We start from the raw sequence: 26,271 nt of genomic DNA on the forward strand, positions 1-26,271 counted from the left end.
GGGTACGTCTATACAGGGGAACAGTCGAAACTAGGGGTGGTTTTTGTGCAAAAACGAATCTGGGGACTGACGGCGTCTATGCTTGCATTGACGTGTTTGACGGTGACCGGGTGTGGGACTCATCCAAGCTTTAGCGATGTAAAGAGCATTGATAATTCTTTAACCAATCATCAACAAGTGAAGAATATTCATTATCCAAAATTCAAATATAAATTCTATCATAATCAGGCATATGGTTTTTCAATCGATTTCCCTGATAATAATGGCTGGAAAATTGGAGCGCAACCAACGGATAGAGATGGTTTAGAAGCTACAAAATTTATATCACAATCATTCTCTAATGATTTAGGTTGGAATAATGTATCTCACGATGCATTGATTTTAGCTGTAGGTGGTTACAATGTTGTACCCGTATCCTATCAGTCTTTAAAAGATTATGAGCCCAAAAAAAGCGAGAATGTCCTTTTATATAAACCATTCAAAACTTCCTATGGATTTACATTGCTTGAATATCAACTTGAAAAAAATAATGTTTTAGAAATTACTAAATCAGATTATGGTGAGTATACAAGAGCTGAATTATCTATTATTATTCCCAACAAACCTGATTATAAAAAATTAGCTTCATATATTTTAGATTCTTTTCAATTCACCAATCCTACCTATCTCCAATCGAAAACTAAGGAATCTCAAAAATAATAAGAGATACTATTTGGTTTCATTCAAGATTCCAAATAGTATCCCCTATTGTTATATATTTTTAGCCACTATATACGTAGTCATACTCTTGTAACCCATGTACTTGAATAAGGTAGACTAATCCACTTCCGGAAACTGTTGAAGGGTACGGGTTGCTTTCGCTTCCGAATAGATTATTTGTAGTATATTTACTCGTAGCCCAAACTGGCGTATAGTCTCCCAACTGGTATAGAGCATTGTACATTCCATTTGACAGAACGTCCTATCCATATTGAGAAGCATAATTATATAGTTCTAGTCCCCCCGGTGTCAGCGAAGCTGTAAAATACATATTAGAAACTTCACAATAAGCGGCATTGTAGATATCACCGTTCATGAGTGCACCATTTAACCCCGTATCGCTTCCAGCATAACCAGGCGCATACGAACATTCAGCCGCCGCATAGGTAGTTATACAACTTGAATTTGAAAAGTACCCTGAATTTGCATTGCCTGGATTATTGCAGTTGACGGCAATAGACTTACAATCCCAGGCTCCTTCATATATCCATTGAGCTAAAATGAGTGCAACAGGAATATATGCAAGGTTAGATTCTTGTTGTGCCCAACTAATGACCTCAGAATTATTTAAAAACCCTGATTCCGTTCCACATACTTCTTGAAAAGTTGTCATTTAAATCTCCTCCAAGTTTATGAATTCCACCCGGCCGGAGTGGTGAGGGGCTTTCGTTTTGCCCCTCTACTCTTTAAAAGCACCTCTACTCCCCATTTTGAGCATGCTCTTCAAAAATTTTTTTCAGAACCTCTTCCAACATTCCTGTACAAACTTGCGATTGAGCTTCCCCTCTCCACCATCTCGGCACAGATGACACTTGCTGATCGATCTCTGCTCGGAAATATCGACATAACAGAAAGACATCTACTTCCTTGTTTTGTCTGACTTGTTCCAAAAGATTGTGTACCTTCTGTGTTCTATCCCTCATTTTGTATCTGCTCCTTTAATTTCCGAATCGCTTGACGGTGTATATGGCTAATCGTTGTTTGGGCAATCCCTATTTGTTTGGATAATTCCCGTTGATTTTTTCCTTCCCAGTACAATCCATACAGAATGGTTTTTTCTCGCTCGGATAAGCCAGAAAACCATTCCATCTCACGGTTTGAATGATCAGCTAACAAATCAGGGATGGATTGGATAAACTCTTCTCCTTCTACATTCGCGGCATTGAGAATGAGGTCTTCTCGGCTCCATCTCTTGTATTTGTTTCGCGTATGGGCTGCCACATGCCGTATGATCTTGCGAATCCAGGCTACTTCCTGCTCAGGAGTATAGGTGGTCATGCTCGATCACGTCCTTGCACATGTCCCCGTCCACGTCCCCAGTAGAGGGCATAGCCAAGCAGTTCGTCCTGGATAACCTTGGCCTGTTCAGCCAACAACAAACTCACCTGTTCCAACCGCTTCTGGTCTTCCTCGTTCTCCAACATTTCCGCGCACCTGGTATAGGCTATCAACGCTTTGTGCGTTTGGGTCAACGCTTCAATAAGGCGTTCTTTGCATATCATGTGGTATCATCCTCTCAAGTCCATGTTTGTTTTTTCGGTCACACTTTTCGTGACCAGGTGCCACCCTCCAACGGCGGTTGCCGCTAACAACATGCCGTTGAGGATGAGCACTGTCCAACCTCCCACATGGGTAGGTAGTGGTCTTGTCGTGAAAATCACCAACATTTCTCCCACCATCACAGCCAGAAAACGCGTAGGTAAACGCTGAAATACTGGCCACGTTTTCACCATCTGTACCACCAGCATGACGGCCAAACTTCCACCATCCACGGTGTGCAGGGAAGAGATTGTAAACAACGGTTCCATTTTTTTGCACCTCCCTTGCAGTTCTAAAATCCCCCCTACTTTTAAAACCGTTTTGACTGACCATTTTGATTCACTTTTTTCAAAAAAATTTTTGCAGTTGCTGAATAGCCTTTGTTTTCAGCCGATGAACCGTACTTTGAGATAGCTTCAGTTCCTCCGCTAACTCTCGTTCCGTCTTGTCTTCCAAAACGAGACCCACCATGACTCTTTTCTGTTTTTCGGGCAACGTGTCTAGAACCAACCTCATTTCCACTTCTTGAAAATCTCTTTCCGCATCCGTGGAAGGCAAAGTCTCTATGGGTTCCTCACCTTGCTCATTCGCTTGATTTAAGGTCAATTGTTCATGATTTCGATACCGACTCTCCCTGCGCCAATAGTCCACCGACTTTGCTTTGGCCACAGCGATCACAAAACGTTTGATATCCTCTAGCGTTTCAAAGGTGTGCATACAGAGGCTTCTTTCTCTTCCATCTCTCGAAGCGCTTTCCAAACGGCCAATCGTAAACTCTGAAGACCATCTTCGTCGTGCAGTATCGGTGATGATTGCATCAGAATCTGATCCACGATGGGCCAGTACACTTGGGGATTCATCATAATGTGTCAAGGATACTCCCACTTCATAAAGTGGGGGAGGAATTACCACGAACTTTTCCTCTTTAAGCATCACTAAAACAACGATACACTAATTTTAGTGAAAGGTGGTGAGAGCGTGGAACTTGTGCTCACGGCAAAAGTGAAAATTGTACCGACTGAGGAACAACACACGATGTTACAACAAACATTACAGGCCTATCGCGAAGGTTGCAATTATTTGTCGGGTGTGATTTACACCACAAAAAATCTCATACAAGCCCGTCTACATACCACCACGTATCGCTATCTGCGAGAAACGTTCGGTTTGCGTTCGCAAATGGCCCAGTCCGTCATAAAGACCGTCATCGCCCGATACAAAAGCATGATGGAAAACGGTCACGACTGGACGAAAGTCGGATTCAAAAAGCCAGAACTGGATTTAGTCTGGAATCGTGACTATTCGCTGGGACACGGTGTGTTTTCCGTCAACACCTTAGCAGGCAGAGTCAAAGTGCCGTTTGTAACGAAAGGCATGGAACATTACTTTGATGGAACGTGGAAGTTTGGTACGGCCAAAGTGGTCTATAAACACGGGAAGTTCTTTTTGCATATCCCCATGACCAAAAGTATTGCAGAGGCAGCATGGGAACATATCAACAAGATTGTCGGCGTGGATATGGGAATGAATTTTCTCGTCACGACTTACGATTCTCATGGCAAAGTCTGGTTTGTCAAAGGTCGCCATGTGAAAGACAAGCGTGCGCACTACAAACAATTAAGAAGGCACTTGCAACAACGTCAAACAGCATCAGCCAGGCGGCGACTCAAGAAGATCGGACAACGAGAAACCCGTTGGATGACCGATGTGAATCATCAGGTCAGTAAGGCACTCGTAGAACGGTATGGAGCCAACGCCTTGTATGTTTTGGAAGACTTAACGGGCGTTCGTGGAGCGACAGAAAAAGTACGCAAACGGCATCGCTACGAATCGGTATCGTGGGCGTATGATCAGCTTCGGCAGATGATCGAATATAAAGCCATTAAATTGCAATCGAAAGTGATTGCTGTCGATCCCCGCTATACGTCCCAAACTTGCCCAAAGTGTGGGCATATCGAAAAAGCGAACCGCGATAAAAAACACCATCGTTTTACGTGTAAAAACTGCCATTATCGGTCCAATGATGATCGGATAGGTGGCATGAATCTGCACCGAAAGGGAATTGAGTACCTGGTTGCAGTGACCACATCGGCATAGCCTGTGTGGCCGGGGTGTTGTCAGCCTCCCCACGATGTATCCCCAAGTTAAAGAAGGAGACCGAGGTCGCTTGCACTTCTGGGGAGATACAAGCCCCCACCTCTTAGGTGGTGGGTAGTTGACAAGGAACCTTCTTTCTCTATCAGCAAGGCGGGTATGAAAATGACGACGAAGCACGAAGAAATGTGACAAACATAACGAACGTATGTTCGTATCTATCCTACAACATTTTCCACGTACCGTCATCCCCTCTGCCAGTATTCCAGAATATGCAAGACGGTTTGTCCAAGATGAGCACGTTTACACAATTTGCAGAAGGGAAAGGATGATGGCAGAGGTGATAGAAACACTATGCGCAAATTTCATCCGCCAAGAAGTCGGTTTGGTCTATGGTTGGAGAGAAACGGTATATCCTTGATGGAGTTGTCTAGAAAGAGTGGTATTCATCATACGACGTTGAGCAAGCTGGCAGGTCATCCTAGTCAAAGACCTTCTCGTTTAACCGAGCGGAAATTACGGCCGGTGTTAAGGGAGTACGGAGTGGACACAACAGATTTTTGGGATCTTGGCCTGTAGTGAGGAAAGAGCGTTTCTCAGACACCAATGTCGCTCATGCGAAAAACAGGTTTCCACGTAAGTCACAGGAGGCTCAAGATTCATGAAGTTGACGTGGAGGAGGAGTCCGTTCTTCGCCATAGGTGTCTGAATCACGCTCTTTTCTCATGAATATGACACTTCTGGCAAAATCAGCACGGTTTTAGCGGATGCTGGCTCGAAATCGGCAATGCAGGAAGCCACTGCAACCCCTGCTTCCTGAAAGCATCAAATTCCTTTACTGTTCATAAATGAAGCCCCATACCCCTTTCTTCACAAACACTGGAAAGGGGCTTGCTCATGTCGTCGATTCCCGTTGACATCTCCGTTCTCCTGGTACTGGGCGGTCTTGGTGTTTGGGGTGCACGTGCGGAACGATTTCGCTCCTCTGCATCGGTTGCAACAACCGATCCCGTGAAACTTATCGTCCCTCGGGAGTCCTATGTGCAGGATGCGTCGCAAATCACGAAGTGGCTTCAGGGGTTATCCATGTTTGGACGCACTTGGAACGATCAACAAGTCAAGGGAAACACCACCTTCACCTGGACGGTTTATCGCCAACAGAATGGCACCGCGTTTACCGCCCTATCCGCACCTTTGGATCGCTTGCGCGGCGTAGAAGCCACACTCCCCTCTCAACTGGAGTGGTTGGACGATGAGAAAGAATGGCTGAAAGAGTTTGAATCCCACGAAGCTCTCTCCATCACGCTGGAGTCGCCTGACTTGCCTATTTTGGACTATGCGCACATCACAGAGGACTGGATGGCGAATCTGCCCAAAGGCACAGGCATTCGTGTCCAATTTTCACCGGTCTTTGAAAAAGATGCTGAGCGCATCGCTCGAAAACACCTGGAAAAGCGAACACCTGCCTCCTCCTCACCATCACCTGTCGGTTCGTTTTGGAACGAACTCAAGGAAGAAGCGCTCTCTGACTGGCAACGATCCACAGGACGCAGTGGTCAACGCGGCGCAACCGCATCTGGGCGTCCTACCGTTCCCAAGCCTGTCCTCTTGCCTCATGAAAAAAAGGTCGTTGCTGGCTTGGAAGAACGTCTGGCCAGGTCTCGCGACTGGTTTCAGGTACGCCTGTTTTTCCTTGTGTCCGCAGCTGATAAGCCTGTCATGATCCCGACGCTTCTCGCCAAAATTCGTACGATTGCTGGCCACAACGCCTTTGTGCAAGGGAAAAAGCCGTTTTATCTCACCGCGCACGAGTTGGCTCAATTTGTTCATGTACCGCAAAGCGATCAAGTCCTCTCTATCCGTAGCGCAGCACGAACCCTGTCTCCCGACGAGTTGAACGAGGGGCTTCGCATAGGATATCTCCAGCACCCCACGCAATCGGGGCGGTTGGTGCATCTCACCTACAAGGCGCTCTCCGAACATTTTGTTCTTACAGGTGCGACAGGCAGTGGCAAATCTTCCACACTGGTCTTCATGATGCAAAGTCTGCTCGAAGACTTCGTGAACGAAAAACCCGGCGCACCCGGACTGACCTTTATCGATCCGGCGGAAGAAACGGTACTCATCCTCCTCTCGCGTCTGCAGCAACTGTTGCCGTCTGACAGCCCTCTCTGGGAAAAAGTACACTACATTAGCTTCGGCAATCAGGATGCACCCGTGCCCATGAACTTTTTACAAGTCCTCAGCACCGACGCCATGTTGGAACTCATGCAAAAACAGTATGGCGGGGGAGCCAGCCTGGATGAAATCCTCGACAAGTCCATCGCGGCTCTGCAAAGCGTACCCGAAGACCGACACGTTTTGGCCGGGATGATCCCTCTCCTCAAAAACGAGAGCTGGAGAAGACAGGTTGCCCGCAAAATCGACGATCCCATCCTGCGTCAATATTGGGAACAAACGTTCGAACAAACGGTCAAACCCGCTCACATCGCACCAGTAGAGCGACGGCTCCGACCGTTTGTTTCCGGGTATCCGGCACTCTACTTTGCTCAACCGGATTTCGCCTTACCGATACAAAAGTGGATGGACGAGGGGCACATCGTTCTCATTGACGTCAAACCCCTCGGTCACACGCTGATGGATTTAATCATGGGCACGCTCATCGAACGCTACTATCAGGTGGCGCTCCAGCGCACGCCAAACGTCTCCAGACTCCATCTGCTTGCGGTGGACGAATGCCACCGGGTCCAGGTGAGCGCTATGCGCAACATCATCCGGGAGACGCGCAAATTCGGACTGGCGTTAGGTCTCATTACTCAATCCGTCCAACAATTCTCTGGCGAACTGCTCGATGACATCATCGACAACATCGGCACGGTGCTTTCCAATCAACAGGGACCGGACGGCGCCAAAGTGGCCGCCCGTATCTCCCGCAACACGTTTTCGTCCGAGTACCTGACCCAATTGCCCAAACTTGTCACCGCCGTCTACAACCGAAGTCTGAGTCTCTCTATCGAAACAAAAGGAGATTTTCCCAGACTCTCTCGTGCTCCGTGGCCGGATACAGGTTTCATCGAGAACCCCAATTCTACGGAGCAAGAGGCCAGATTGGCCGAACTGAGGGCGTTTGGATGGCAAAAACAACGGGAACTCGCCCCTTGGTCCGTGGAAGAAGTCAAGCAACGTATGAATGCGTATCTGCGAAACGGCACATGGGATGAAAACGGGCCTTCCCTGGCTCAAACCTCCCGCCAAACATCGAGAGAACTCACCGCCGACGATTTGCTCTGACCACGCCTTAGACTCCTTCCAGATAAGAAACAAAGAAGCGAGGCGATGGAGACATGCTCAACCAGGAACAGCAACAACGCAGAGTTGCCCTGGAAAGGACGTACACAGAATTTTTTGCACCAGGCATCCAGTGGAACGTCGGTCAGGCGGTTCGCGTACCCGGCCTTGCCAGTAAGAAGCGGCCTGACGGTTATCGATACGGCACCATCGAAGCGGTATTCCCCCGCTTTGTCGTCGTGAAATTTGATGACTACAGAGAGACCTTCTCCCCCTCCGAACTCTATGTACTCACCAGCCAGACAGGACATGAAGCCGCAGGTCATTGAACCTCAACCTGCGGCCACTTCAATTCCCATTCACGTACACTGTCATCGGGAAGGAACCGAGCACATGATTCTCCGGGTTCAAAGCACTCTGAATGGTTTTCGGAATCATCGGACTCGTGTAATTCGCGGTCACCGTCACTTCGGCGATACCGCTTTGCACCTGGACATTCAGCGTGATCTGAGACAACCCCGCGCCGGAAAGATTCATGGCAGAAGTTTCTGCCTGAAACGCCGATAAAGCCTCCTCTGTTGCCGCACCTGTCTGCAAAGACCCTAAACTGTAACCTTTCATCTCGGCCACGCCTTCAGGATCGTTGCTGATGGTCTGTTGGGCACTCCAGGCCGCCGCGGCTGTCGCATGCTGTAACGCTTCATACGCCAGATTCTCCCCCTCCACAAACAACAGCAGCCACACCAGAATCCCGCCCAGCGTCACCACGATGAGACCGTAGTATACACGGCTGAACACTACCCCCCACCTCCGCCGTAATACGTTTGATTGACATACGCGGCCTGCACCGAAAGCGTCCAGGTGGCAGGCAGGGGATTCGGGTTTCCAAAGACATCCTCCAGTCTAGGAAATGGAAGAGGAAACTGATACGTCATCTCCACCCCCGCAACCGGTGCACTATTGCCTGTGGTCACGGCCACGTCGCTCAACTGAAACAGCGTTTCTCCATTCACCGTTGCAGGCAGCCCTTCCGCAATCAGCGTATCCTCCGCCGCTGCTTGCGCTTCCCCGATGTTCTGCGTTTCGGCCGCAATCTGCGCTGCGGAAAAAGCCGCATTCAAAAGTTCCTGACGAACCATGAGCGCTGCACCCACGGTCAGCATCAGTCCCAACACCACAACACCCAGGGTTGTGTTGATGAGTTCCGTATACAAGGAAGCCAGCGCGGTATAGCCAGCGCGATATCGCCAGAAACGCCTGTTTCTCATGAACATCCATCCTCTCTATCGAGGAAAGAAGGCAGGGCAAATGAAGGCTTGGCCATCACACATACCCCCTCCCTGTATATGCAGCCGTCAAACGTACGAATCGGGGGAATTTACCGGTTTAAATAGACGGAATATCGTAATTTTTTAGTTTTATAGATGGTTGATTCTTCATGTATAGGTTGTCTTCTGGTATTTGATAGACTTCATTTACTGTTTTAGTTTGACTAATGTTATCGATCATTTAACTTGAATGGATAGATATCACTAACCTTTTTCTGTTTTTTGTGGTGTTCCTAGGAATATTTTTGCACTCCGGTAATCATTAAATTCGAGTTCGGTAATCACTCAATGCGATTTTCGGTAATCACCAGCACTTTTCAAAACCCTTGATTTTTCGGCATTTTTCAAGTGCGGTAATCACTCGAAAAAGTTGGTGATTACCGTTCTCAGCCCTTGTGCCACTTGGCTTCACGGGCATTTTTTTCGCTTCGGTAATCACTCGACGATCAGGGTATGTAGATCGTCGATTCAAAAATTGATTTTTGAGATCGTTTTCGACATCTCGACTTAAATGAATTTGATTTAACTTAAATTTTGACCTTTTTTGACTTTAATTTCGATTTTTCTTTTAAAAACACCCTATGATCGTCGAGTGATTACCGCACTGCTGGAAATTAACCTCAATCCCTTGCAGGACAAGGGAAGAGAACGGTAATCACTATATATTTTTGGTGATTACTAAATATATTTAAATATATGCCGTTTTCCCTTGTGCCACTTGAGATCGAGGCGGTAATCACCCAATTTCAGCTTGTGATTACCGGTGATTACCGCACTCGAAAAAAGTCGATTTTTCTCAGACAGCACAAGGGATTTGAGGCTTTCGAGAAAATTGGAAATTGCCGAAAATACCCCCCTCAGATGCCGAATCCACTTTTGACCAACTCACAAACCTCGCAAAAAAGCAGGCTCGGCTTCCTTCACCTGCCTGCTTCATCTGCACACACCGCCAGATTCGGCTCTATTTTCGTCTCTGTCGCATTTTCGACGGCAGTCTAGTCATCATGACCGTACTCGAAAATGCGAATATCGGACAAATAGAGGCCGTAGATGCCGAGTCTACTTTGACCAACTCGCAAACCTCGCAAAAAAGCAGGCTCGGCACTCCTCACCTGCCTGCTTTTTCTGCACACACCGCCGGATTCGGCTCTATTTTCGTCTCTGTCGCATTTTCGACGGCAGTCTAGTTCCCTCATTACCTGCCCGTACTCGAAAATGTGAATATCGGGCGAATAGAGGCCGTAGATGCCGAGTCTACTTTGACCAACTCACAAACCTCGCAAAAAGCAGGCTCGGTCTCTTTCATCTGCCTGCTTCTTTTGCACACTCCGCCGGATTCGGCTCTATTTTCGTCTCTGTCGCATTTTCGAAGCTCATTTAGGCCCCTTTTTTCACCTGCCCGCACTCAAAAACGCGAATGTCGGGCGAATAGGGTGCTTGGACAAAGAGTTCCGCTTTGACTCCGCACAAGATCACACCTGCTGCAAACGTTGTTCTCTCCGATACGCCGTCCAATCTCCACCTGGCACGACCATGCCGTTACGCCCGCCGCGCAAAAACCGGCTCAACTGTTGCTCGGTCATGTAGTACACCACGCCCTCGATGTTATTCTGCACATCCCAAACATGCGCTTTGCTATAAAGCGTGGGGTACCCCTCCAGTCGATCTAGTGCCGCCATCCCCCGCGCCGTGACCCGAAGCCACTCACCTACTACGATGCCTGGCTTGTCCAGTAACACCGCCGGGTACGCTCCCAGAGATACCATCTGTCCCTGAATGCAACCTTCCCCAAGCGTGTTCAAGATATGCGGCTCCAAAACACCACGGTTGTACTCACCTTTTCGCAAACTGCCATACACAAATACCGTTGTATCCTGCATCCCAGTCTCACCTGTTTTTATTTTCTATTTTACCTAATTTTAGGAATATGTCAATAGAGTGGCCAGAGCATCAGGGTGCCCAACAGGGACACAACGGCAAAGTACACCGCCATCGGCGCTTTGTGGCGCACATCCGCTGGTGTGTATCTTGTGCAGAAGCGAGGCCAAAACTTCTCAGTTACCAACGCCAGAAAGAGTGCTAGGAGCACCAGAAGACCTCCAAACCACCCAAATCCAAGGCCAATGAGCACCACCATCTCCACGTCGCCTAAACCCGTGCCATTTTTTCGGTGGGAGCGATACCAAAGGAGGCCAAGAATCAAGGCTGTACCTGCCAGACTGGACACCGCGAGTACCTCCTCCCCACCATGAACTTGTCCCGTTCCGATTTCCAAAAAAACCATTCCGATTCCACCGAGGATGATCAGCGTCTCGGACACCTTGCGAATGGCCACATCCAGCACAGCGTTCACAACCAGTATCAGCGTCAACAAGAGATGCACAGGAACTGTACCAAACACCGAACCCGCCTCCCAAAAGAAACATCTATTTTCAAAAAATCAGCATAGAAACAGCAAAATCCGCCTTTTTGAAACCTAGATTTCGACTACTTTCTCGCTACTTTTCGACTACTTTCCTTGCAACTGTTCTGCCATCCAGAAATCCATGCCATACCCGACCGGTTTGGTGCACCACCACGTCGCCATCGGCGCACCGACGCGACCGTTTTATCACGCTTTTCCGACGTTTTTAGTTCACCATTCCGACTGTTTTGGTCGACCATTTTCGTCAAGTTGGTCGACCATCTTGACGTTTTTGGTTCACCATTTCGACCGTTTTGGTCAACCACGCTCATGTCTCATCTCTTGTATAGCAAGCATTTACAGTTTTTTGCCCGACCGTACATGCTGACATTTTAGTGTTCCGTTCATACATACCAAGACGACCGTATCTGCTGACAAAAAGGTTGACCCCATAAGACCGCACCTTCCGACGCATCCGCCGACTGTACCCACGGTCGAAAAAGGCGCATCGTTTCCGTCAATCATTCCCACCGTTCTTCCCTCGCCACAAAGAACTGCATGTCCGCCCGATCATCCTGCAACCGCCTCCAGATGTCCGCCAGTTGGTCTCGCCGTTTCTCCGTGGGTGCAATCCACATCACACGGCGAAAACTTTCATGAAGCCCCTCCACTGCAGCGGCCCAGCGCTGCAATTTGTGCAAAATCACACGAGCAGACTCGGTATCGTTGTCATACTCAATCCACCAAAAGCCTTGTTGTCCTTTGAGCGCCGCATCCGGGCGTACCACGCCTGTACGCATATCCGCATCACTCTCCCCCAACGCCACATGGCGAACGTACGCCAGTTGATCCGTGGCTTCCCGCGTGCTGTACCAATCCGCGCCGTCTCGCCCGTACCGATGGATATAGCGCATGAGAATCGCTACAAGAGCCAACGTATGACTGGTTTGGTGACTGACCGGTTGCGGGGGTTTGGGTAAATTCAAAAAGTGTTTGGCAAAGAGTGCCCCCATCTCGGTCAGGTAGACAATTTCTGCCCCGTCCCGATGAAGACGACGTTTCGCAAGCGGGTTTTCCAGATACGCTTCACGAAATTGCCGTCTGTGTCGCCAAAGTTTTGTAGGACTCCAGTCTAGTAGTTCGCACAAGTCTTCCACGCGAATCACACCGGCATCCGCTACCGCGCCAATCATTTTTTCAAAGGCTGTGTAGTCTCCGTCTTTCCAGTGCAAAAGCACCTGCCATCTCTCCTTCTGACAAAGAAAGAGTGGAAGGCTATTTTTGTGTTCCCCTCGACTTTTTTGGCTCACTTTTTCGACCGCTTTGGTTGACCCTTTTCGTCAGTTTGGTCAACCATCTCGACGTTTTTGGTTCACCATTTTGACCGTTTTGGTCGACCATGTTCTCGAATAAATCCTTGCTTAGCAAGCTATTACAGGCTTTTGTCCGACCGTACCTGCTGACATTTCGATCTTCTGTTCACGCATACCAAAATGTCCGCACCTACGGTCAAAAAAGTGTGCTATACTTTCCACCATCACCCCATCCGAGGAGACGATGGAACATGCCTAAGATGATTCGTTGGGAAACTGATCATGAAGTCATACTGGCCTACTGGGAACAATTGAAATCCCTGTCCCCTTCTGTACGCAAAGCCGTTTGGGAAGAGACAATCCTACGTGGGATTCGCGCAGAGGAAAAACTGGCCGAGCGGCGCAACAAACGAAGTCAAGCGACGGTCAAAGCGTCCACACCTGTACCCAGCCGTCCCATCTCTGTGGATGAACCCGCATCCACGCCCGTAACGCAAGAAAGCGCCAAGGAAAAAACCTTGCCGCCGGAAGATGTCATGGACTTTTTGAAAGAGTTTCGATGAGAGTTGATGGGATGAGAGTTTATCTACGATTTAGATCTCAACATTTATTTTTTCTGACACGTAGGTTTGAATACGGACGTGCTCAGACTTTTTCGCCTGATACAAGCTTGCATCTGCCAGGCGCAGTAAAGTTTCTTCTTCTATCGAGTCTTCTGGAGAAGATGCAATTCCGATAGATGCCAAAATAGAAAGCGTATGCTCTTTCCATGTTACAGGTTCTTCTAGGACTTTATACAAATCCAGCATGGTTTGGAACGCTTCTTCCTTGTGAAATCCAGGAAAAAGGCATGCAAATTCATCCCCTCCAAGCCTTGCTACTCCAAATTCCGATCCTATCTTTTTTTGTAGTCTTTGAGCCACGGTCTTCAAAACGAAGTCTCCTGCCAGATGACCATAGGTATCATTAATTTCTTTAAAATTATCTAAATCCAGAATCGCTAAGCTGAGGGGCGTATGCTCTTCCCTAGAACGTTCCATTTCCTTTGTCAGTAGTTCATGAAAAAAACGACGATTAGGGATTTCTGTAAGATAATCATAGTGAACCAAAAAATCATTTTCTCGGTCTAATTGTTCTTTTTCGATAACTAGACCTGCGATTTGAACGTAGGGCCATATGAATGGACGTTCCGCGTCTGTCAGTGTACGTGATGGATGAAAAGCCATCCCCATCCATCCCACACGATGACCTTTGGTATTTAAAATAGGAAAACCGTAGACAGAATCGATTCCTAGATCTCGACATTGTTCTTGGAAAACCATAAGCATGGGGTCTGTCGGGGAAGACAGTGACGGTTCATCTGAAAAGTGGAGTTCCCATGCAGACATGTCTATGGATAAACGATAAGTTGCGAGTAACATCAACTTTCGTTTATGTTCACGTCGTTCTTCTGCCCAAATCGCGGCCATAGATTCAGGAAATCGAATATGTAATCCCTGAAGGACTAAAGATAACACTTTTTGGGGAGATTCCCCCGTCACAATCCCTTGCATAATTTTCATTTGCAATTGGACAGCCTCTAAAGAGAGAGCATATACCGGCTCCTTCTTTCCTTCCGCCACAAAACTCACCCCACCCCGAATAAGGAATGCTCTATATCATACGCTGTCCATTATATCGAACCCAAGCCATATAGCTACCCAAGAATTTAACTAAAAACCAAAAAATTACGACCGATCTACTGATGCCATCTACAAGTTTCTCAACACAAAACACGAGGCAATAGCTATAGAAACGTCCATCCACCTTAACGTGGAGAGAATACCTACATCTGCTGTGAATCCTCTCATCGCGGTCTGCCATATGGCTTTCCTCTTCACTGTTTTCTCCACTCCCCTCGTGCAAAAACATACTCCCCTTGCCGAACGCCATACATCACACTGCGTTTCATACCGCGTTTCCCTGTGGCTTTCTGAATCGTCACACTCTGCGACTGAATCCGCACATCACTGACTTGCTCCAAATGCAAGGCCACCTCGCCTGCCTGTAACGCGTGAATCGTGGTCCCCGGTGGCAAATTTCCTTGGGTCCAGGCAATATGCGTCGATGCCCATAATCGTCTTCTTTTCCCATTCGCTTTCCTACGCGGCAGTACGCGCCCATCCACCACTCGATGGGCTCGAAAAAACCAGCGAAAAAACGACCACAGGAATTTCGGCAACGGTTTTCCCGCCGGGTCAAACTTGCGTGCGGCATAGGCGCTAACCAGGGACAATACGATGGCGGTCGCCCATTTGGGGATATGAAACACCACCGCCAGTACAATCAAAGGCCCTGTGTATACCAGAGCCGCGAAGAAAGGAAGGCTGGCGGCAAAAACCAGCACATCCTCCAGATAAATGTGCGCCATGCCCGTCGTCTGCACCCACCACTGCGGGCTTCGAAACGCGATCTTTTGATGCCAGAGCTTCTGATAACTGCGTGGCATCATCCCACCGCCTTTTGGATGAGCGTGGCAAAATAATCCACGATGGACAAGAGGACCACTGGGTCTGCCAGATAAATGAGAACAAACAGGATTCCGAACAACTCCAGAATCAGTGCGGCGCGTTTCCCGGTTGCCGTCATATGAAGTATCCTCCACCCAAAGTACCCTAAAGCTACGAGTGCAAGAATGCCGAAAAACGGTCGCATCAGGTTGAAAAGGGGGCCGCTGGCCACCGTCTGCGGGTTGAAGAGCATGATGGTTCCCTCCTTACGCTCGAATGTGAAGCCATAGCGCGATGTGCACCAAGAAAGGCCACGTCAAAATGTTGATACCGTGCCACAACAGACGGTGGAGAGGGCGGGAAAACGGCAAAGATACGATGATGTGTGCCGCAATCCAAAGAACACCCAGCGCCATCGCATAGAACAGGAGGAGTCGTTCCAGGATTTCCTCGCCAAAACTTTGTACGGGGATGGTGAGTAGCGGCACGGGATTTCGGATGAATCCATTCCAATGCAGACGTTTTTGCAGACTTGGCGTAGGCATCGGCCAAAAGAGCATGACGCCTTGGGGATTCAAAAGGTCGATGAGCGCATGACTCGTCCAACCCACCCAGATTCCACTGGCGACCCAGGGGGGCAGGTGCAAAAGTTGAAACAAGAGCACATACCCAAACAGGATCGACAAGAGGCTGTGTGTGGCAGTGCGGTGGCGAAACGTGCGGGATACCAGACGCAGAGGATCGACGTGCAAGGTGATCCAGGATTGCGGATGATCAACATCGGGTATCACCGCAACCAGAGCCGCTATGACCACCGCCGCTCCCGCCTGCCAGGAGAACGCGCCTTCTCCCACCAGCACCGATTCCATGAGAGCCGCCCCAAAGGCCGCATGAGTGCGATAGATCACAAGAAAGCCCCCTCTCCTTGATGCGGAGAGAGGGCGGGGCGGGGAGATATGAGAAAAAGTCAATCGCATTCCCAGGGGTTATAAACTTCTGCTTGACAACGCTCTAAATCGCGGACATTACGTGTGACAACGATAAGGTGATAGGTCATGGCCGTAGCTGCTATTAAGCTGTCTATTACAGGCAATCGTATCCCTTCTTTTTCTGATTCACCCTGTAACTGTCCCCAACAGAGCATGACATCTAAGTCAATGGGTAATATACGTCCCGCAAAGCGTTGAGTTAAATCGTGCTGCACCCATTCTTGCAACCTTCTTATTCGAGATGCGTCCTTTAGCTTGGCAATTCCTTTTTGCAACTCCCCCAAAGTAAGTACACTGAGAAACAAGGTCAATTCATCGCGTTCATCTATCCATTGAATAACTTTCGAATTTGGCTCCTTTTTGACTAACTCTGAAATCACATTGGTATCCAAAAGGTATTTCACAATTCCACCTCTCGTCCCCAATCTGAATTCCTTTCTATAAGAAGTTCTTCATCGTGAAGAGGCGATTCTCTAAAAAATTCTGTCAATTTGATAGGTGAATGGGTTAATCTTCGATATTCTTCGATTGATAATAGCACAGCTGTTGGCTTTCCACGAACAGTAATGATTTGTGGCCCATCACGAGAAACATCCTTGATTAATTGGCTTAGACGATTTTTTGCCTCTTGAATTTGCCACTCCGAACTCATCAAAACCTCTCCAATCATCTAGATTGTCTAGATAAATTATATCGCCTTCATCGTACTTTAGGGAGGGTAAACCGTTAGAAATGCGCCGTGATCCTATCATGGTCTTGACCACTGGCCAGACGATACGTTACATACTGATTGAGGCTTACACCTTCTTGTTTTGCCTGCTCAACTAACGTTCGGTGCAGGGATTTGGGAATTCGAACAACAAATTTCCCTGAATATTCTTCAAGCTGCACATTAGGCTCAGGAATGGTTTGCCCTTCTTCCAATGCTGTTTCAATCCAGCCTCGTTTAGCATCTTGTATCCCATGTACAACTTCCTCTACAGTCTCACCCTGAGTGATACAACCGGGCAATTCATTGATTTTGGCCACATAACCTCCCGAAATAGGGTCAGGAATGATAACGAGAGAATAGGGTAACGAAAGATAGTAATCCAAGTTTTTCTCCATCTCACAGAATTCCCTCATTTTTTAATGAGCTCATCTCATCCACCCGATCATACAGTACTACATTCAGTATCATATTATCTTCAATCACACGTCTATTTAACCTGTTTCTTTTGAAACACCACCGTTTTCGCAAAGGCTTCTGCACTCTTAAAAGCCAGCGCCCCTTTAGGCAATCCTACGGTACTGTCTTCCTGTTCCGTCTTCAGAATCAGCACGGGGCGCGGCACGACCCCGCGATACCAAGGTGCTTGCTCAAACGCTCTGGCGTTATACCAATCAAGCCGTTGATCCCACTTCTCTGTCCAGGCTTTCGTGGTGAGTGGCGTACGTTGAATTTCTACAAGATACGCCCTGCCCTGCCACTCCACATACACATCGAAGCCAGCACTGTGTTTGGGTTCGGCCAGGAATACGTGGGGCTTGCCGCCTGTGTGGAATAGAGCTTGCCACAAATCCCCCACAGAAAGCCAGTGCTCAATGCGACTGGAACAAGGACTGACCGATTTGAAATCCAAGCCCAACTCCTTTTTCGCCTTGGGAGAGAGCCGCCAGAAAAACATGCCCCCGCGCTGCGCTACGAGGATTTCGAACTGCTCTCGATAGGGTCTGAGCATGGCACTGGCACGTTTTTCAGGTTGCGTGCGCCACGCCAATAAAGGATGCTTGCAAAGTTGACGCATGGTAAAAATTCTGGCGGCAGAAGCTAAAGAAACGGCATAGTCGTAGATCGAGATCGAAGTACTAATTGGGACTCATCCACCTTTCACGAAGTCATGGAAGACGCGGGAGGACGAGGAGGGAAGCCCGACTCGAGAAGTTTCCATCTCGTCCGCCTCCGTCCCCCCTCCTTGTCTTGGCTGAACGTATCCACATTGTCCGCACACGATGTTTCCTTTTTGTCCGATCTGTTCATATCCATCCTGTCTTCCATCCAGCGCCGAAGCAAGAGTTCGGGGATCATGCCAGTCTGTACCACTTTCTCGCCATCTGGTGTTTGGTAAATCATGCGACCCTTGATATTGGGCAACCTGGCTGCCTTTTCATTTCGGAGAAGGATTCCCGAATCCAGTTCATTCTGCGTTCTAAACGCCATTGTCGCATCCATTTGTCCACGGATGCCTACAGGAAGCGTTTCGTTGGATGGGCGCTGGGTGCTGTAGACCAGGCTGATGCATGGTTCGCGGCCCACTCTGGCCAAAGTAGATAAATAGGCCAAGCACTGGCGTCGAATCTTTTCGTCCTGTTTGTCATAAGCATAAGCAGGCGAGAGTTCCCCACCCTCATCAATCACCACGAGGATGCGCGGAAACGAGGGAATCGGCAGAAATTGCTCCCTGGCTCTGCGGATCCGCTCCAGACGCTTGTTTTGTATGATTACAATGTTTTCTAACGCCTGTGCCGCGTTTTCCGCATCGGCATAGATACGCCCGGCCACATGCGGGAGACGAGCAAAATGCGCAAAAGAGGCGCCGCCTTTCATATCGATGATGTGGACTTCCAGTTGCGATGGCTCTTTTTTCATGACCAGTTGCGCCAAAAGGAGCTCCAGTCCTTTGGTCTTTCCGCTGCCGGTTGCCCCACCAGCTTTCATATGCGGGATCGCGGCGAAATCATGGTAGACCTTTTGTCCGAAGGCGGTTTGACCCAGATACACTCTCCAGCCTTGCACATCCGGCTCCGTGACCACGACACGTTTAGGAATGCGGTAACCAAAGAGTGCCGCCCCCACTGCAGCATAAGGAGATGCGCCGATGAGTGTGGTGTCTTCCAGCGACATGTCTCCCAGGGCACAGGCGGCCACGCTACCCACCGCCAACATCGTGGCGTAACTCATCAGTTCAAAGACGCCGGTTCTCCTTTCACTTCCACTGGATGCCGTCAAAAGTATGCGCCGCCTCTCGTAGATGATGAAGCACTTCCTGATCGACCGGCACATCGTTCCCCACCCAGGCACTGGCCGCCACCGCACTGAGCGCCAACGCCACAGCTGCCACTTTCCCAGCTACAACACCCGTTTTGACGACGACAATGAACGGCGCTTGCAGAGCTTTCACAGCCAAAGCTTTGCCAGTAAGTGTCACGACATGCTGGCCGTTGACCACAAGCGCTTTTTTCCCAGCCTCTGTGACCGCGACTTTCGCAACGATAGCGCCTTTCGCACTGGCTACCGCCTTCGCGCTGATGGGTTGATGACTACCGATGACCAGCGCCTTGCCTCCACCTTTCAACATCACCACGCCCGATTTACCCAGAGTTTTCCCTAACGCTTTGGCGGCAAGACTGACCCATCCCATGACTTCACCCCCTCCCCGTCTCCTTTGCTGCCGACGCCTCCAGGAGCGGACACGTCCACGGGGGAGGGCAGGTTTTTTCCACATTCGTGTCAGTGCGACGCCCGCACCCCAGATCGCTACAGGATAGGAGGCGCTGACCATCACAGCTGCCACACTGGCCGCCGCAAAACTGGTGAGAAGTCCTATCTGGCGTGGATTCAGCACCCTGTGCCACCTCCGAAAAGATGAAGCAGTGCATCCAGTAGTTCCGTGCCGTTCATCTGCGCGGAAGCATCCTGCGTCACTATGCGTTCAACCACTCGACCAAGCCATGCCCACACGTTGAAACCCCCTCCTCGTCTGTTTGTCGACGAGCCTATGCAGGCAAGGATTGTCCGTATGCCAGGACAACAAAATAACTGCCCCTCCATCATCTGCAAAGACAGAGGGACAGCCCCAAATTCAAACAAAATAATTGACAAACTTGCTAAGGAATATCGTAGTCTATTTGCAATCTCTCAAATGCGCTTCGGATGATCGACTCATTCATATACCTGGGGTTATTTTGGTGTATACACAGGATGATATCTTTCGCATGACTAGCGGGAAGTCCACCAGCTTCAACTAAATTACAAATGAGTTCAACTCCCCAGATGAGTGGTACACCTTCCCCTTCACATGCTCTTCGTAAGGGCTTATCATTTGTAACACAAGTCCAGCCGTGATCTCTTGCGAGAATTAGACATAAATAATCCTGAAACGATAATGGCCCTCTACTCTTCGTTGTAGCTAACATAACTTGAGCGAGTTCTGGTTCAACCAGGGTAATACCAAGCTCCAAACAATCGTTTTCGTTGATCTCGTTCAGTTCGCTTAAAACGGGTGTCGCTAGATGAATTGGACCGACATAAGCACAAATGAACTTGATGATGGTCTTGTCACACTTGAAGTAATCAATCAAGATGTTTGCATCCATGATAAGTAAAGGTTTCGTCTTTATCCCCATTCCGCTACTCCCAAGAAGAAACTCTTTCTCTCATGGCTTCAAGATTTAATCTCAAGATTTCGGCTCCGCGGCCGAGAGTAATCTTGTCACTTTCGATGGCAAGGCGAACTAGCCTTGATAAACGATCTTCGATGAAATCTGATGCGGATAAAGAATCTGGTTCCTGTGAACGCAGTACTTCCGACATCGATTGATGGAATGAATGGGGCGGTAGTGCTTCAGGTTCATCCATCATTTTCAAGGCTTTACCAGTTCTTGATTTATACGCAGCTTGGAATTTACCCCAAACTGAACTCCCTTCACATTCGGCCAAACGATAGAGTACCGTTTTATAACTGACTTGGAAAATCCGTTTGACTTTCAGAATCCTGTCTACAAACGCTAACCCATAAGTTTCTTCCCATTCTGATTCAAAAGCTCTTTGTGGCATGAGGAAATAAGACGCAAAGATATTCGCTTCGCTTTCTTGACTATCATCCTCTTGGCTTTCGTTTACGTTATAGGCATCTAAATGAAGCAGTAAATGGCCTAATTCGTGTGCAGCGCTAAAAATCCATCTCTCTACAGAAATTCTTTCCCATACGTTAACAGCTACTGCTGGCCCTCCATCTAGCTCGGAAACAGAGAGGCCAAAGAAACCATCGGATGCGAGACTCATGGGATAAAGTTTAATCCCACTGGATTCAAGCAAACCAGCAATATCACGAATGGGTTCCTTTTCGTGTAGGTCTAATTCCTCTCTAGCCAGTTCGGCAGCTCGTTTTGCACGTTCTACTCCAGCTTGAACCGAAGACAACCGATGGGCAAGTTCTTCAAACCGGTAGATCTCCTTGTTCTGTAACAAATTTTCAAGGTCATTGAAATCGTCCAACCACCTCGCTACTTCTCGAAGAATCTGTTCTCGACTATTCATACGTTTGAAGGCTCTAAAGCGAACTTTCTCCAGAGTACGTACAGGAGTAAGCAGGTCTTGAAGTTTCACACCCAATCCATCAGCAATACTTTGCAAAGTGGATACCTTTGGAGTAGACACGCCAGTTTCAATGTTCCGATAAGCAAGCCTGGAAATCCCACTGAGTTCAGCCACCTTCTCTTGACTCCATTCCTTGGCTTCACGAATGCGCCGAAGGTTGCTACCTATGATATTTTGTTCCATAAACACCACTCTTCTAAAAAATCATTTGCATATAATCACTATATACATAAAAACAATTTTTGTATACATGATAATTATAGTTTCCGAAAATGCTAAAAAACTGCCCCTCCATCATCTGCAATGACAGAGGGACAGCCTTGACATTACCTTCATTTAGGCGAATTCGGCATTCGGACGGTTTTGACTGCCTTTCCTGATTTCGTGACAAGCTTTGGATTCTTCGGTACACTGGCGAACGGATCAAACGGCGTAATGCGTTTGCCGTGCGCATAGCTTCCACGAATCGTCCAGGCAAAATCTCCTGCCTGCACTTGCTTCACAGGCGGCTCCGGCTCTGCCCGCTTCGCTACAGCAGGCGTCGGTGCGGGTGTATTCGGGTTCAGACGCACCGCTGTACCCTTTGCCGCTTGGCTCGATGAACCACCTGTTTTCGGCATCGTCACACGCAGTGGCCGTTGCGGGCGAATCTCGTCCTTTCGCAGTTCGACTCCTTGTGCTGTCCGCATCCAGGACGGCTCCATTTTCGCAGGCTGTAACGGCTTCATCGCCACATGAACAGCTTTCTCCCCCGCAAGGCTCGCTTGGGACTGATTGGTGTTGGCGCGGGGGTCGAAGCGACCTTCGGTGACTGGGCAGGCGATGGTTCCGGCTGATGTTTCCACTTCTCCCCGCCTCTAGACATGGTTTGCGGCCTCCACGCTGGTTCTTTGAGCGAGGCAGACGATTTCACAGATACATCCGACTTACGTCTCCATACCTCCCCGCCTCTCGACACGGTTTGCGGTCTCCACGCTGGCTCTTTGAGCGAGGCAGACGACGCTGACGCAGGCGCGGGGGATGCCTTAGTTCCCTTGGCAAACCGGGAAGAGACAGCCAGATCGCCTATCGGGTTTGACCGTTGTTCCGAAGTCTTTCCGGAAGCTGGATCCGAACGAAATCGAGCGGAGCCACGCGATGCCGCCGGACTCGATGCCTTGGATGAACCTGCGGTGGTTTGACGTTGATGCCGTTGCACCACTTGTCCGGTACGCCCTGCAACTCCCCTGGCCTTGCCGTCTGTGTCCGGTTTTGCCTCGGTGCGGTTGTCCGATGCCGATGTCTCGTTGGTCTTGCCCTCCTGGTTTCCTTTCGCGTTCGCAGTCTCTCTTGCCTCCTTATTCCTCGTTTCAATGGCCTTCTTCTCCTCCGAACGTTGACGTTGCCAGGGCAGAGCTGGTTCTGTGGCCACGAGCGCAATGACTTTCGGGCGGAAAAAGAGCGCCGCACCAAACACCACAGCGCTGACCAGCGTGTTCGCGATGAGCGTTTCCAGCCTCACGATACCGTTGCCATTCATCAAACCTAAAATCGTGGAGAGTACGACATCCACCAGTGCCACATACAGCAGATTCAACAGCCGAAGCCACAACGCGCCCAACATCTGCCTCGCCCAACGCAGTACCGCAGGCCATCCCCACTGCGGCAATGTGCCCATCGGCACCATGACCACAGCAAGCAACGCATAGAAGAGAAAAAACAGCGTCTGGTAAAACAGGTAAAACGCCATGACGAGGAAAAACGCGATGCAGGGCAAAATGCAAAGCGTCATGACAAAAATGCCACCTTGCATCGCCGCCGGATCGGCTTTTTCCAGTCGAGACACCGGAAATCCTGTAAACGGTGTACGGTGCTGTGAAAGCGGGGCATAGAGTGCCTGGATCAGGTTTTGGCGGACATCTGGCGTGGGATTTTGCAAGAAAAGCGTCACCCAGTTTTCGCCCGGTTTCACCGTGATCGCGGAAACACCGCTGCCATACGTCTTTTGCGGTGCGTAATAGGAAGACACCGTAAAATCCTGCAACGGCGCCGATGCCCCAAACTGGATGGCTTCCCAGGGATCCAACACATCGTCTTGCCAAGTCAGATCGTAGAGGCTCCCCGCGTGCGGATCGACCGCTTGAACCAAACTGGCGCTGACCGTGTTGGTGCCTTCAATCGCCAGACGATTGACTGTTTGGAGAACCGGAGAAAAGTACAGCATCAGGACCAGTGCCCCCGCTACCGAGGCCAGAAACACGGCAGGATGCCGCAAACTCTCTGACAAACGCCCGCGCACAAACGCCAGCATCATGACCACGCCGATCACGATGAGCAAAAGCGGCAACGCAGCCTGGAGAAGAGGAATGCCGCCGTGTTTGACCACCTTACCGGCCAAATGAATCATGGGTTCAATGAGCCATTCGGGTGTAGCCAGGTTGGAAATCCCCTGAATCGCCAGGTGCATCACGTTCGTGAGCATGCTGAACAAGGTGTTGGCGAGCATAAGTTCCGCGCTTTGCTCGGGTTGCCCCGTCAAATTGGATAGCCAATTCCCTGACGGCGGCAGGGTGAACACATACGCCGCAGGCGATGGATTCTGCCAGCCAAGCCAGGTAGCAGCGTGTGCGGTCAAAAAGTTATGCAACGCAGGTGTAGAGGGTGAAGCGGCTTCTGTTGCCGTGCCTGTCGAGGGTAAAAAAACCTGCACGCGAATCCCCGCCTTTCAAGAAAGACAGAGGATGTGGCGTGCAGGTGACTTTTCGCGCACGGCATCAAACGTGTAAGGTGGCCAGATACTTTCCCACGTAGCCGAAAACCGCCAGCATCAAATACAAGTACAGGGGCGTGGACACCATGAGTTGCCCGATCATCTCCATACTGGAAGACAACTTGTCCAGTGTCGCTTCCGACTGAACCGCTTTGTCCCGCAGATCTATCGAAACCATTTCCAGAAGTACATCGCCCAAGTTCGTGTCATAGAGCTGCGTTTGGCTGACAATTTGCGCCAAACGTTCGGCTTCTTTCAGTTGCATCCGCTCCGCCATCGTCAAGAGAGCCGTTGCCGCCGTATCCAGTTGGATTTGTCCGCGTTCTCCTTTTCCGATGGTCGCCACAGCGTCGATAAGATATGGGCGAAGCGGATATTCAAAGGCTTGAGCAGCTTGACGGAGCGCCACTTCCAGACTCGCCCCCGCTTTGACCAGATGCGCCAGAAACAAAAACAATCGCTGCATTTGCTGTTTCAGCGTAATCCTCGCCGTCTGGTATCGACCCCGCATCCAGAAATACGGTACGGAAAGTCCCATCAGGCTGACGGGCAGACCCAGAAAGGGTTGGCCGATGAGCACAAAGAACAACTCCACCACACCCGCACTGAAAAGCGCATAGCGTGGAAAGAGAGACGGCCAGGACGTTTCGCCAAGCGCGTCCGCATAGAATTGAACCTGCTCCAGGAACCCTTTGGGAGCGCGGCGAACCTGAACCACTTTCGGCGGATCGCGCTGAATTTGCTTCTTCCAAAAGTTGACCCGCTCTTCCCGACGAACCAGAGGACCTAACAAGGCCAGTAAAACGGCGAGAAACAGAAGCACACCGAGAATCATGGGCAATACTTGCAGAGAACCGATGGTAATCCACCACCTTTCCGTTCGCTTTGTAGAGGAAAGAAGAGGTGGCGGAGATGAAACCTGCATGTGGTGATGGGTCTGACATGTTGAGTCGATTTGCAAGACATCTACAAATAGATGTAATTCATTGCTCATCATTTAGCCCTAATTCTAATGTCAAGAGCAATTGAAAATTCGAGGGTGTAAAATATTTTATGTAAACTCACAATTTCCTAGTCATAATGAACGACACCGGCTTCGTTTCGCACATCGTGGTTTACACTGAGACTTGAGAGAACAGTGCAGAGCCACATACGAAAGGAGCCGATACTATGAAGACTATCACAAAGTTTGTAGGTTTGGATGTGTCCAAGGAAAATATTGCGGTTGCGGTAGCAGACGAGGGCCGTGGTGAACCAAGATTTATCGGAATGTTGCCACATACGGTGGAAGCTGTAAGGAGTCTAGTACATAGACTGGCTTCAGATGGTGTAGAACTGGAGTTTTGCTACGAAGCTGGTCTGACAGGTTACGGACTGTATCGACTACTTCGAGCCGCATTAACACCCGTAGATTGGACAAACGCTCCCGATATTGAGCTTTTTCGCAGTCTTTTTACAGCCTTTGCCCATCAGTCATAAGTTGCCATCGGTCGTCGGACTGTCAAGGACCGCTGTTGCTGGACCATTCGGTCCCCCTTGACCGCTCCTCCTCCCTCTGGCATGTAAGGCAATTAGGGGCAAACGCTCACGCTACGTACTGGCGTACGTCACACCCTCACGGGGCGCCTTGGCTGCAGTCCTGATTCCAGGTGGCGGCGGTGGAACTCCTCCGGCGAGAGATAGTGCAGACTGGAGTGGAGCCGACGGGTGTTATACCTGCGTACGAATTCCTCCAACGCCTTGTACGCCTCGGCGTAGCTGTCAAACTCGTACATGGACAAAGATTCGTCTTCGAGTAACCAGTGGTATGACTCGATATACGCATTCATATTGGGTGTTTTGAGCGGAATCCGCTCGTGTTCAACCTCCCAACGCTCACATTCCGATTCAAACAGATGGCTCACAAACTGCGGGCCTTTATCCGAACGGATGATGGGGAGGGACATATTTCGCTGAAGAA

Annotated in this window: 35 protein-coding genes; 7 read left to right on the plus strand and 28 right to left on the minus strand. The window is 49.4% G+C overall.

The window, feature by feature from the left end; genetic code table 11:
* Positions 1–45: 45 nt before the first annotated feature.
* The gene (locus FY534_RS07450; protein WP_203114147.1) at positions 46–699 is read left to right on the plus strand and encodes a hypothetical protein; all 654 of its coding nucleotides are present in this window, start codon (positions 46–48) and stop codon (positions 697–699) included.
* Between the two features lie 262 nt (positions 700–961).
* Here FY534_RS07450 and FY534_RS07455 read toward each other — a convergent pair whose 3' ends face one another.
* From FY534_RS07455 to FY534_RS07480, 6 genes are all read right to left on the minus strand, one after another.
* Positions 962–1,372, minus strand: coding sequence for a glucosaminidase domain-containing protein (locus tag FY534_RS07455; protein WP_203114148.1), 411 nt, complete (start codon positions 1,370–1,372; stop codon positions 962–964).
* Between the two features lie 85 nt (positions 1,373–1,457).
* The gene (locus tag FY534_RS07460) at positions 1,458–1,682 is read right to left on the minus strand and encodes a hypothetical protein (RefSeq protein WP_203114149.1); all 225 of its coding nucleotides are present in this window, start codon (positions 1,680–1,682) and stop codon (positions 1,458–1,460) included.
* Positions 1,672–2,037 (minus strand): sigma-70 family RNA polymerase sigma factor, encoded by a 366-nt coding sequence (locus FY534_RS07465; RefSeq protein ID WP_203114150.1) that lies wholly within the window; start codon positions 2,035–2,037, stop codon positions 1,672–1,674. Before FY534_RS07465 ends, FY534_RS07460 begins: the two co-directional genes overlap by 11 nt.
* Entirely contained in the window at positions 2,034–2,261 is a 228-nt protein-coding gene (locus tag FY534_RS07470; RefSeq protein WP_203114151.1) for a hypothetical protein, read from the minus strand. Before FY534_RS07470 ends, FY534_RS07465 begins: the two co-directional genes overlap by 4 nt.
* Positions 2,262–2,267: 6 nt before the next feature.
* Positions 2,268–2,567 carry a hypothetical protein gene (locus FY534_RS07475; protein WP_203114152.1) on the minus strand — a complete coding sequence of 100 codons (300 nt, stop codon included), beginning with the start codon at positions 2,565–2,567 and terminating at the stop codon, positions 2,268–2,270.
* Positions 2,568–2,646: 79 nt separating this feature from the next.
* Positions 2,647–3,210: an RNA polymerase sigma factor gene (locus FY534_RS07480; RefSeq protein ID WP_203114153.1), complete on the minus strand. Its 564-nt coding sequence runs from the start codon at positions 3,208–3,210 to the stop codon at positions 2,647–2,649.
* Between the two features lie 66 nt (positions 3,211–3,276).
* Here FY534_RS07480 and FY534_RS07485 point away from each other — a divergent pair, with 66 nt between their 5' ends.
* The 4 genes from FY534_RS07485 to FY534_RS07500 all read left to right on the plus strand — a co-directional run bounded on the left by FY534_RS07485 (position 3,277) and on the right by FY534_RS07500 (position 8,009).
* Complete coding sequence (locus FY534_RS07485; protein ID WP_203114154.1) at positions 3,277–4,395, plus strand: RNA-guided endonuclease InsQ/TnpB family protein; 1,119 nt, start codon at positions 3,277–3,279, stop codon at positions 4,393–4,395.
* 351 nt (positions 4,396–4,746) lie between these two features.
* Entirely contained in the window at positions 4,747–4,971 is a 225-nt protein-coding gene (locus tag FY534_RS07490) for a helix-turn-helix domain-containing protein (protein ID WP_072875409.1), read from the plus strand.
* Positions 4,972–5,289: 318 nt separating this feature from the next.
* On the plus strand, positions 5,290–7,683 hold the full coding sequence (locus FY534_RS07495) for an ATP-binding protein (RefSeq protein WP_203114155.1): 2,394 nt from the start codon (positions 5,290–5,292) through the stop codon (positions 7,681–7,683).
* A 53-nt stretch (positions 7,684–7,736) separates the two neighbouring features.
* On the plus strand, positions 7,737–8,009 hold the full coding sequence (locus tag FY534_RS07500) for a hypothetical protein (protein ID WP_203114156.1): 273 nt from the start codon (positions 7,737–7,739) through the stop codon (positions 8,007–8,009).
* A gap of 19 nt (positions 8,010–8,028) precedes the next feature.
* Here the strand turns inward: FY534_RS07500 and FY534_RS07505 are convergent, their stop codons facing one another.
* The 5 genes from FY534_RS07505 to FY534_RS07525 form a co-directional block, all read right to left on the minus strand.
* The gene (locus FY534_RS07505; protein WP_203114157.1) at positions 8,029–8,478 is read right to left on the minus strand and encodes a hypothetical protein; all 450 of its coding nucleotides are present in this window, start codon (positions 8,476–8,478) and stop codon (positions 8,029–8,031) included.
* Positions 8,478–8,948, minus strand: coding sequence for a hypothetical protein (locus FY534_RS07510; RefSeq protein ID WP_203114158.1), 471 nt, complete (start codon positions 8,946–8,948; stop codon positions 8,478–8,480). Before FY534_RS07510 ends, FY534_RS07505 begins: the two co-directional genes overlap by 1 nt.
* Before the next feature lie 1,532 nt (positions 8,949–10,480).
* On the minus strand, positions 10,481–10,888 hold the full coding sequence (locus tag FY534_RS07515; protein WP_203114159.1) for a gamma-glutamylcyclotransferase family protein: 408 nt from the start codon (positions 10,886–10,888) through the stop codon (positions 10,481–10,483).
* Between the two features lie 50 nt (positions 10,889–10,938).
* On the minus strand, positions 10,939–11,409 hold the full coding sequence (locus tag FY534_RS07520) for a prepilin peptidase (RefSeq protein ID WP_203114160.1): 471 nt from the start codon (positions 11,407–11,409) through the stop codon (positions 10,939–10,941).
* Between the two features lie 524 nt (positions 11,410–11,933).
* Entirely contained in the window at positions 11,934–12,650 is a 717-nt protein-coding gene (locus FY534_RS07525; protein ID WP_203114161.1) for a replication-relaxation family protein, read from the minus strand.
* Between the two features lie 326 nt (positions 12,651–12,976).
* On the opposite strand from FY534_RS07525, the gene FY534_RS07530 reads away from it, so the two are divergent.
* Positions 12,977–13,288 carry a hypothetical protein gene (locus tag FY534_RS07530; protein WP_203114162.1) on the plus strand — a complete coding sequence of 104 codons (312 nt, stop codon included), beginning with the start codon at positions 12,977–12,979 and terminating at the stop codon, positions 13,286–13,288.
* A gap of 30 nt (positions 13,289–13,318) precedes the next feature.
* Here the strand turns inward: FY534_RS07530 and FY534_RS07535 are convergent, their stop codons facing one another.
* The 16 genes from FY534_RS07535 to FY534_RS07605 form a co-directional block, all read right to left on the minus strand.
* Complete coding sequence (locus tag FY534_RS07535; RefSeq protein ID WP_203114163.1) at positions 13,319–14,347, minus strand: GGDEF domain-containing protein; 1,029 nt, start codon at positions 14,345–14,347, stop codon at positions 13,319–13,321.
* Positions 14,348–14,601: 254 nt separating this feature from the next.
* Complete coding sequence (locus FY534_RS07540) at positions 14,602–15,216, minus strand: conjugal transfer protein (protein ID WP_238413443.1); 615 nt, start codon at positions 15,214–15,216, stop codon at positions 14,602–14,604.
* Positions 15,213–15,467, minus strand: coding sequence for a hypothetical protein (locus tag FY534_RS07545; RefSeq protein ID WP_203114165.1), 255 nt, complete (start codon positions 15,465–15,467; stop codon positions 15,213–15,215). Before FY534_RS07545 ends, FY534_RS07540 begins: the two co-directional genes overlap by 4 nt.
* A 13-nt stretch (positions 15,468–15,480) precedes the next feature.
* On the minus strand, positions 15,481–16,122 hold the full coding sequence (locus FY534_RS07550) for a metal-dependent hydrolase (protein ID WP_203114166.1): 642 nt from the start codon (positions 16,120–16,122) through the stop codon (positions 15,481–15,483).
* Positions 16,123–16,181: 59 nt separating this feature from the next.
* Positions 16,182–16,607 (minus strand): type II toxin-antitoxin system VapC family toxin, encoded by a 426-nt coding sequence (locus FY534_RS07555; RefSeq protein WP_203114167.1) that lies wholly within the window; start codon positions 16,605–16,607, stop codon positions 16,182–16,184.
* Entirely contained in the window at positions 16,604–16,855 is a 252-nt protein-coding gene (locus FY534_RS07560) for a type II toxin-antitoxin system Phd/YefM family antitoxin (protein WP_203114168.1), read from the minus strand. Before FY534_RS07560 ends, FY534_RS07555 begins: the two co-directional genes overlap by 4 nt.
* 74 nt (positions 16,856–16,929) lie before the next feature.
* Entirely contained in the window at positions 16,930–17,310 is a 381-nt protein-coding gene (locus FY534_RS07565) for a type II toxin-antitoxin system HicB family antitoxin (protein ID WP_203114169.1), read from the minus strand.
* 92 nt (positions 17,311–17,402) lie between these two features.
* Positions 17,403–17,825, minus strand: a complete 423-nt coding sequence (locus tag FY534_RS07570) for a hypothetical protein (protein WP_203114170.1) — start codon at positions 17,823–17,825, stop codon at positions 17,403–17,405.
* 248 nt (positions 17,826–18,073) lie between these two features.
* The gene (locus tag FY534_RS07575; protein ID WP_203114171.1) at positions 18,074–19,192 is read right to left on the minus strand and encodes an FtsK/SpoIIIE domain-containing protein; all 1,119 of its coding nucleotides are present in this window, start codon (positions 19,190–19,192) and stop codon (positions 18,074–18,076) included.
* Positions 19,170–19,808, minus strand: a complete 639-nt coding sequence (locus tag FY534_RS07580) for a hypothetical protein (RefSeq protein ID WP_203114172.1) — start codon at positions 19,806–19,808, stop codon at positions 19,170–19,172. Before FY534_RS07580 ends, FY534_RS07575 begins: the two co-directional genes overlap by 23 nt.
* Positions 19,802–19,924: a hypothetical protein gene (locus FY534_RS14825; RefSeq protein ID WP_255567357.1), complete on the minus strand. Its 123-nt coding sequence runs from the start codon at positions 19,922–19,924 to the stop codon at positions 19,802–19,804. The genes FY534_RS07580 and FY534_RS14825 overlap by 7 nt, the downstream gene beginning before the upstream one ends.
* A 146-nt stretch (positions 19,925–20,070) precedes the next feature.
* A complete protein-coding gene (locus FY534_RS07585; protein WP_203114173.1) occupies positions 20,071–20,589 on the minus strand; it encodes a PIN domain-containing protein in 519 nt (172 codons plus the stop codon).
* 4 nt (positions 20,590–20,593) lie between these two features.
* A complete protein-coding gene (locus tag FY534_RS07590; protein ID WP_203114174.1) occupies positions 20,594–21,745 on the minus strand; it encodes a helix-turn-helix domain-containing protein in 1,152 nt (383 codons plus the stop codon).
* Between the two features lie 149 nt (positions 21,746–21,894).
* On the minus strand, positions 21,895–22,296 hold the full coding sequence (locus FY534_RS07595; protein ID WP_203114175.1) for a hypothetical protein: 402 nt from the start codon (positions 22,294–22,296) through the stop codon (positions 21,895–21,897).
* Entirely contained in the window at positions 22,287–24,251 is a 1,965-nt protein-coding gene (locus tag FY534_RS07600) for a hypothetical protein (RefSeq protein WP_203114176.1), read from the minus strand. The genes FY534_RS07595 and FY534_RS07600 overlap by 10 nt, the downstream gene beginning before the upstream one ends.
* 64 nt (positions 24,252–24,315) lie before the next feature.
* On the minus strand, positions 24,316–25,308 hold the full coding sequence (locus FY534_RS07605; protein ID WP_203114177.1) for a type II secretion system F family protein: 993 nt from the start codon (positions 25,306–25,308) through the stop codon (positions 24,316–24,318).
* Positions 25,309–25,481: 173 nt separating this feature from the next.
* Between FY534_RS07605 and FY534_RS07610 the strand changes: the two genes are divergently transcribed.
* The gene (locus tag FY534_RS07610) at positions 25,482–25,790 is read left to right on the plus strand and encodes a hypothetical protein (RefSeq protein WP_203114178.1); all 309 of its coding nucleotides are present in this window, start codon (positions 25,482–25,484) and stop codon (positions 25,788–25,790) included.
* Between the two features lie 128 nt (positions 25,791–25,918).
* Here FY534_RS07610 and FY534_RS15005 read toward each other — a convergent pair whose 3' ends face one another.
* Complete coding sequence (locus tag FY534_RS15005; RefSeq protein ID WP_370541520.1) at positions 25,919–26,257, minus strand: integrase core domain-containing protein; 339 nt, start codon at positions 26,255–26,257, stop codon at positions 25,919–25,921.
* Positions 26,258–26,271 lie beyond the last annotated feature (14 nt).

This window comes from Alicyclobacillus sp. TC, assembly GCF_016804365.1.
GTDB classification, from domain to species: Bacteria; Bacillota; Bacilli; order Alicyclobacillales; family Alicyclobacillaceae; genus Alicyclobacillus_I; species Alicyclobacillus_I tolerans.

Coding starts and splice junctions, on each gene's coding strand:
- FY534_RS07455 (WP_203114148.1), bottom strand. CDS start 1,372: ATGACAACTTTTCAAGAAGTATGTGGAACGGAATCAGGGTTTTTAAAT.
- FY534_RS07460 (WP_203114149.1), bottom strand. CDS start 1,682: ATGAGGGATAGAACACAGAAGGTACACAATCTTTTGGAACAAGTCAGA.
- FY534_RS07465 (WP_203114150.1), bottom strand. CDS start 2,037: ATGACCACCTATACTCCTGAGCAGGAAGTAGCCTGGATTCGCAAGATC.
- FY534_RS07470 (WP_203114151.1), bottom strand. CDS start 2,261: ATGATATGCAAAGAACGCCTTATTGAAGCGTTGACCCAAACGCACAAA.
- FY534_RS07475 (WP_203114152.1), bottom strand. CDS start 2,567: ATGGAACCGTTGTTTACAATCTCTTCCCTGCACACCGTGGATGGTGGA.
- FY534_RS07490 (WP_072875409.1), top strand. CDS start 4,747: ATGCGCAAATTTCATCCGCCAAGAAGTCGGTTTGGTCTATGGTTGGAG.
- FY534_RS07495 (WP_203114155.1), top strand. CDS start 5,290: ATGTCGTCGATTCCCGTTGACATCTCCGTTCTCCTGGTACTGGGCGGT.
- FY534_RS07500 (WP_203114156.1), top strand. CDS start 7,737: ATGCTCAACCAGGAACAGCAACAACGCAGAGTTGCCCTGGAAAGGACG.
- FY534_RS07510 (WP_203114158.1), bottom strand. CDS start 8,948: ATGAGAAACAGGCGTTTCTGGCGATATCGCGCTGGCTATACCGCGCTG.
- FY534_RS07515 (WP_203114159.1), bottom strand. CDS start 10,888: ATGCAGGATACAACGGTATTTGTGTATGGCAGTTTGCGAAAAGGTGAG.
- FY534_RS07530 (WP_203114162.1), top strand. CDS start 12,977: ATGCCTAAGATGATTCGTTGGGAAACTGATCATGAAGTCATACTGGCC.
- FY534_RS07540 (WP_238413443.1), bottom strand. CDS start 15,216: ATGATGCCACGCAGTTATCAGAAGCTCTGGCATCAAAAGATCGCGTTT.
- FY534_RS07545 (WP_203114165.1), bottom strand. CDS start 15,467: ATGCTCTTCAACCCGCAGACGGTGGCCAGCGGCCCCCTTTTCAACCTG.
- FY534_RS07560 (WP_203114168.1), bottom strand. CDS start 16,855: ATGAGTTCGGAGTGGCAAATTCAAGAGGCAAAAAATCGTCTAAGCCAA.
- FY534_RS07565 (WP_203114169.1), bottom strand. CDS start 17,310: ATGGAGAAAAACTTGGATTACTATCTTTCGTTACCCTATTCTCTCGTT.
- FY534_RS07585 (WP_203114173.1), bottom strand. CDS start 20,589: ATGGGGATAAAGACGAAACCTTTACTTATCATGGATGCAAACATCTTG.
- FY534_RS07590 (WP_203114174.1), bottom strand. CDS start 21,745: ATGGAACAAAATATCATAGGTAGCAACCTTCGGCGCATTCGTGAAGCC.
- FY534_RS07605 (WP_203114177.1), bottom strand. CDS start 25,308: ATGATGAGCAATGAATTACATCTATTTGTAGATGTCTTGCAAATCGAC.
- FY534_RS07610 (WP_203114178.1), top strand. CDS start 25,482: ATGAAGACTATCACAAAGTTTGTAGGTTTGGATGTGTCCAAGGAAAAT.
- FY534_RS15005 (WP_370541520.1), bottom strand. CDS start 26,257: ATGTCCCTCCCCATCATCCGTTCGGATAAAGGCCCGCAGTTTGTGAGC.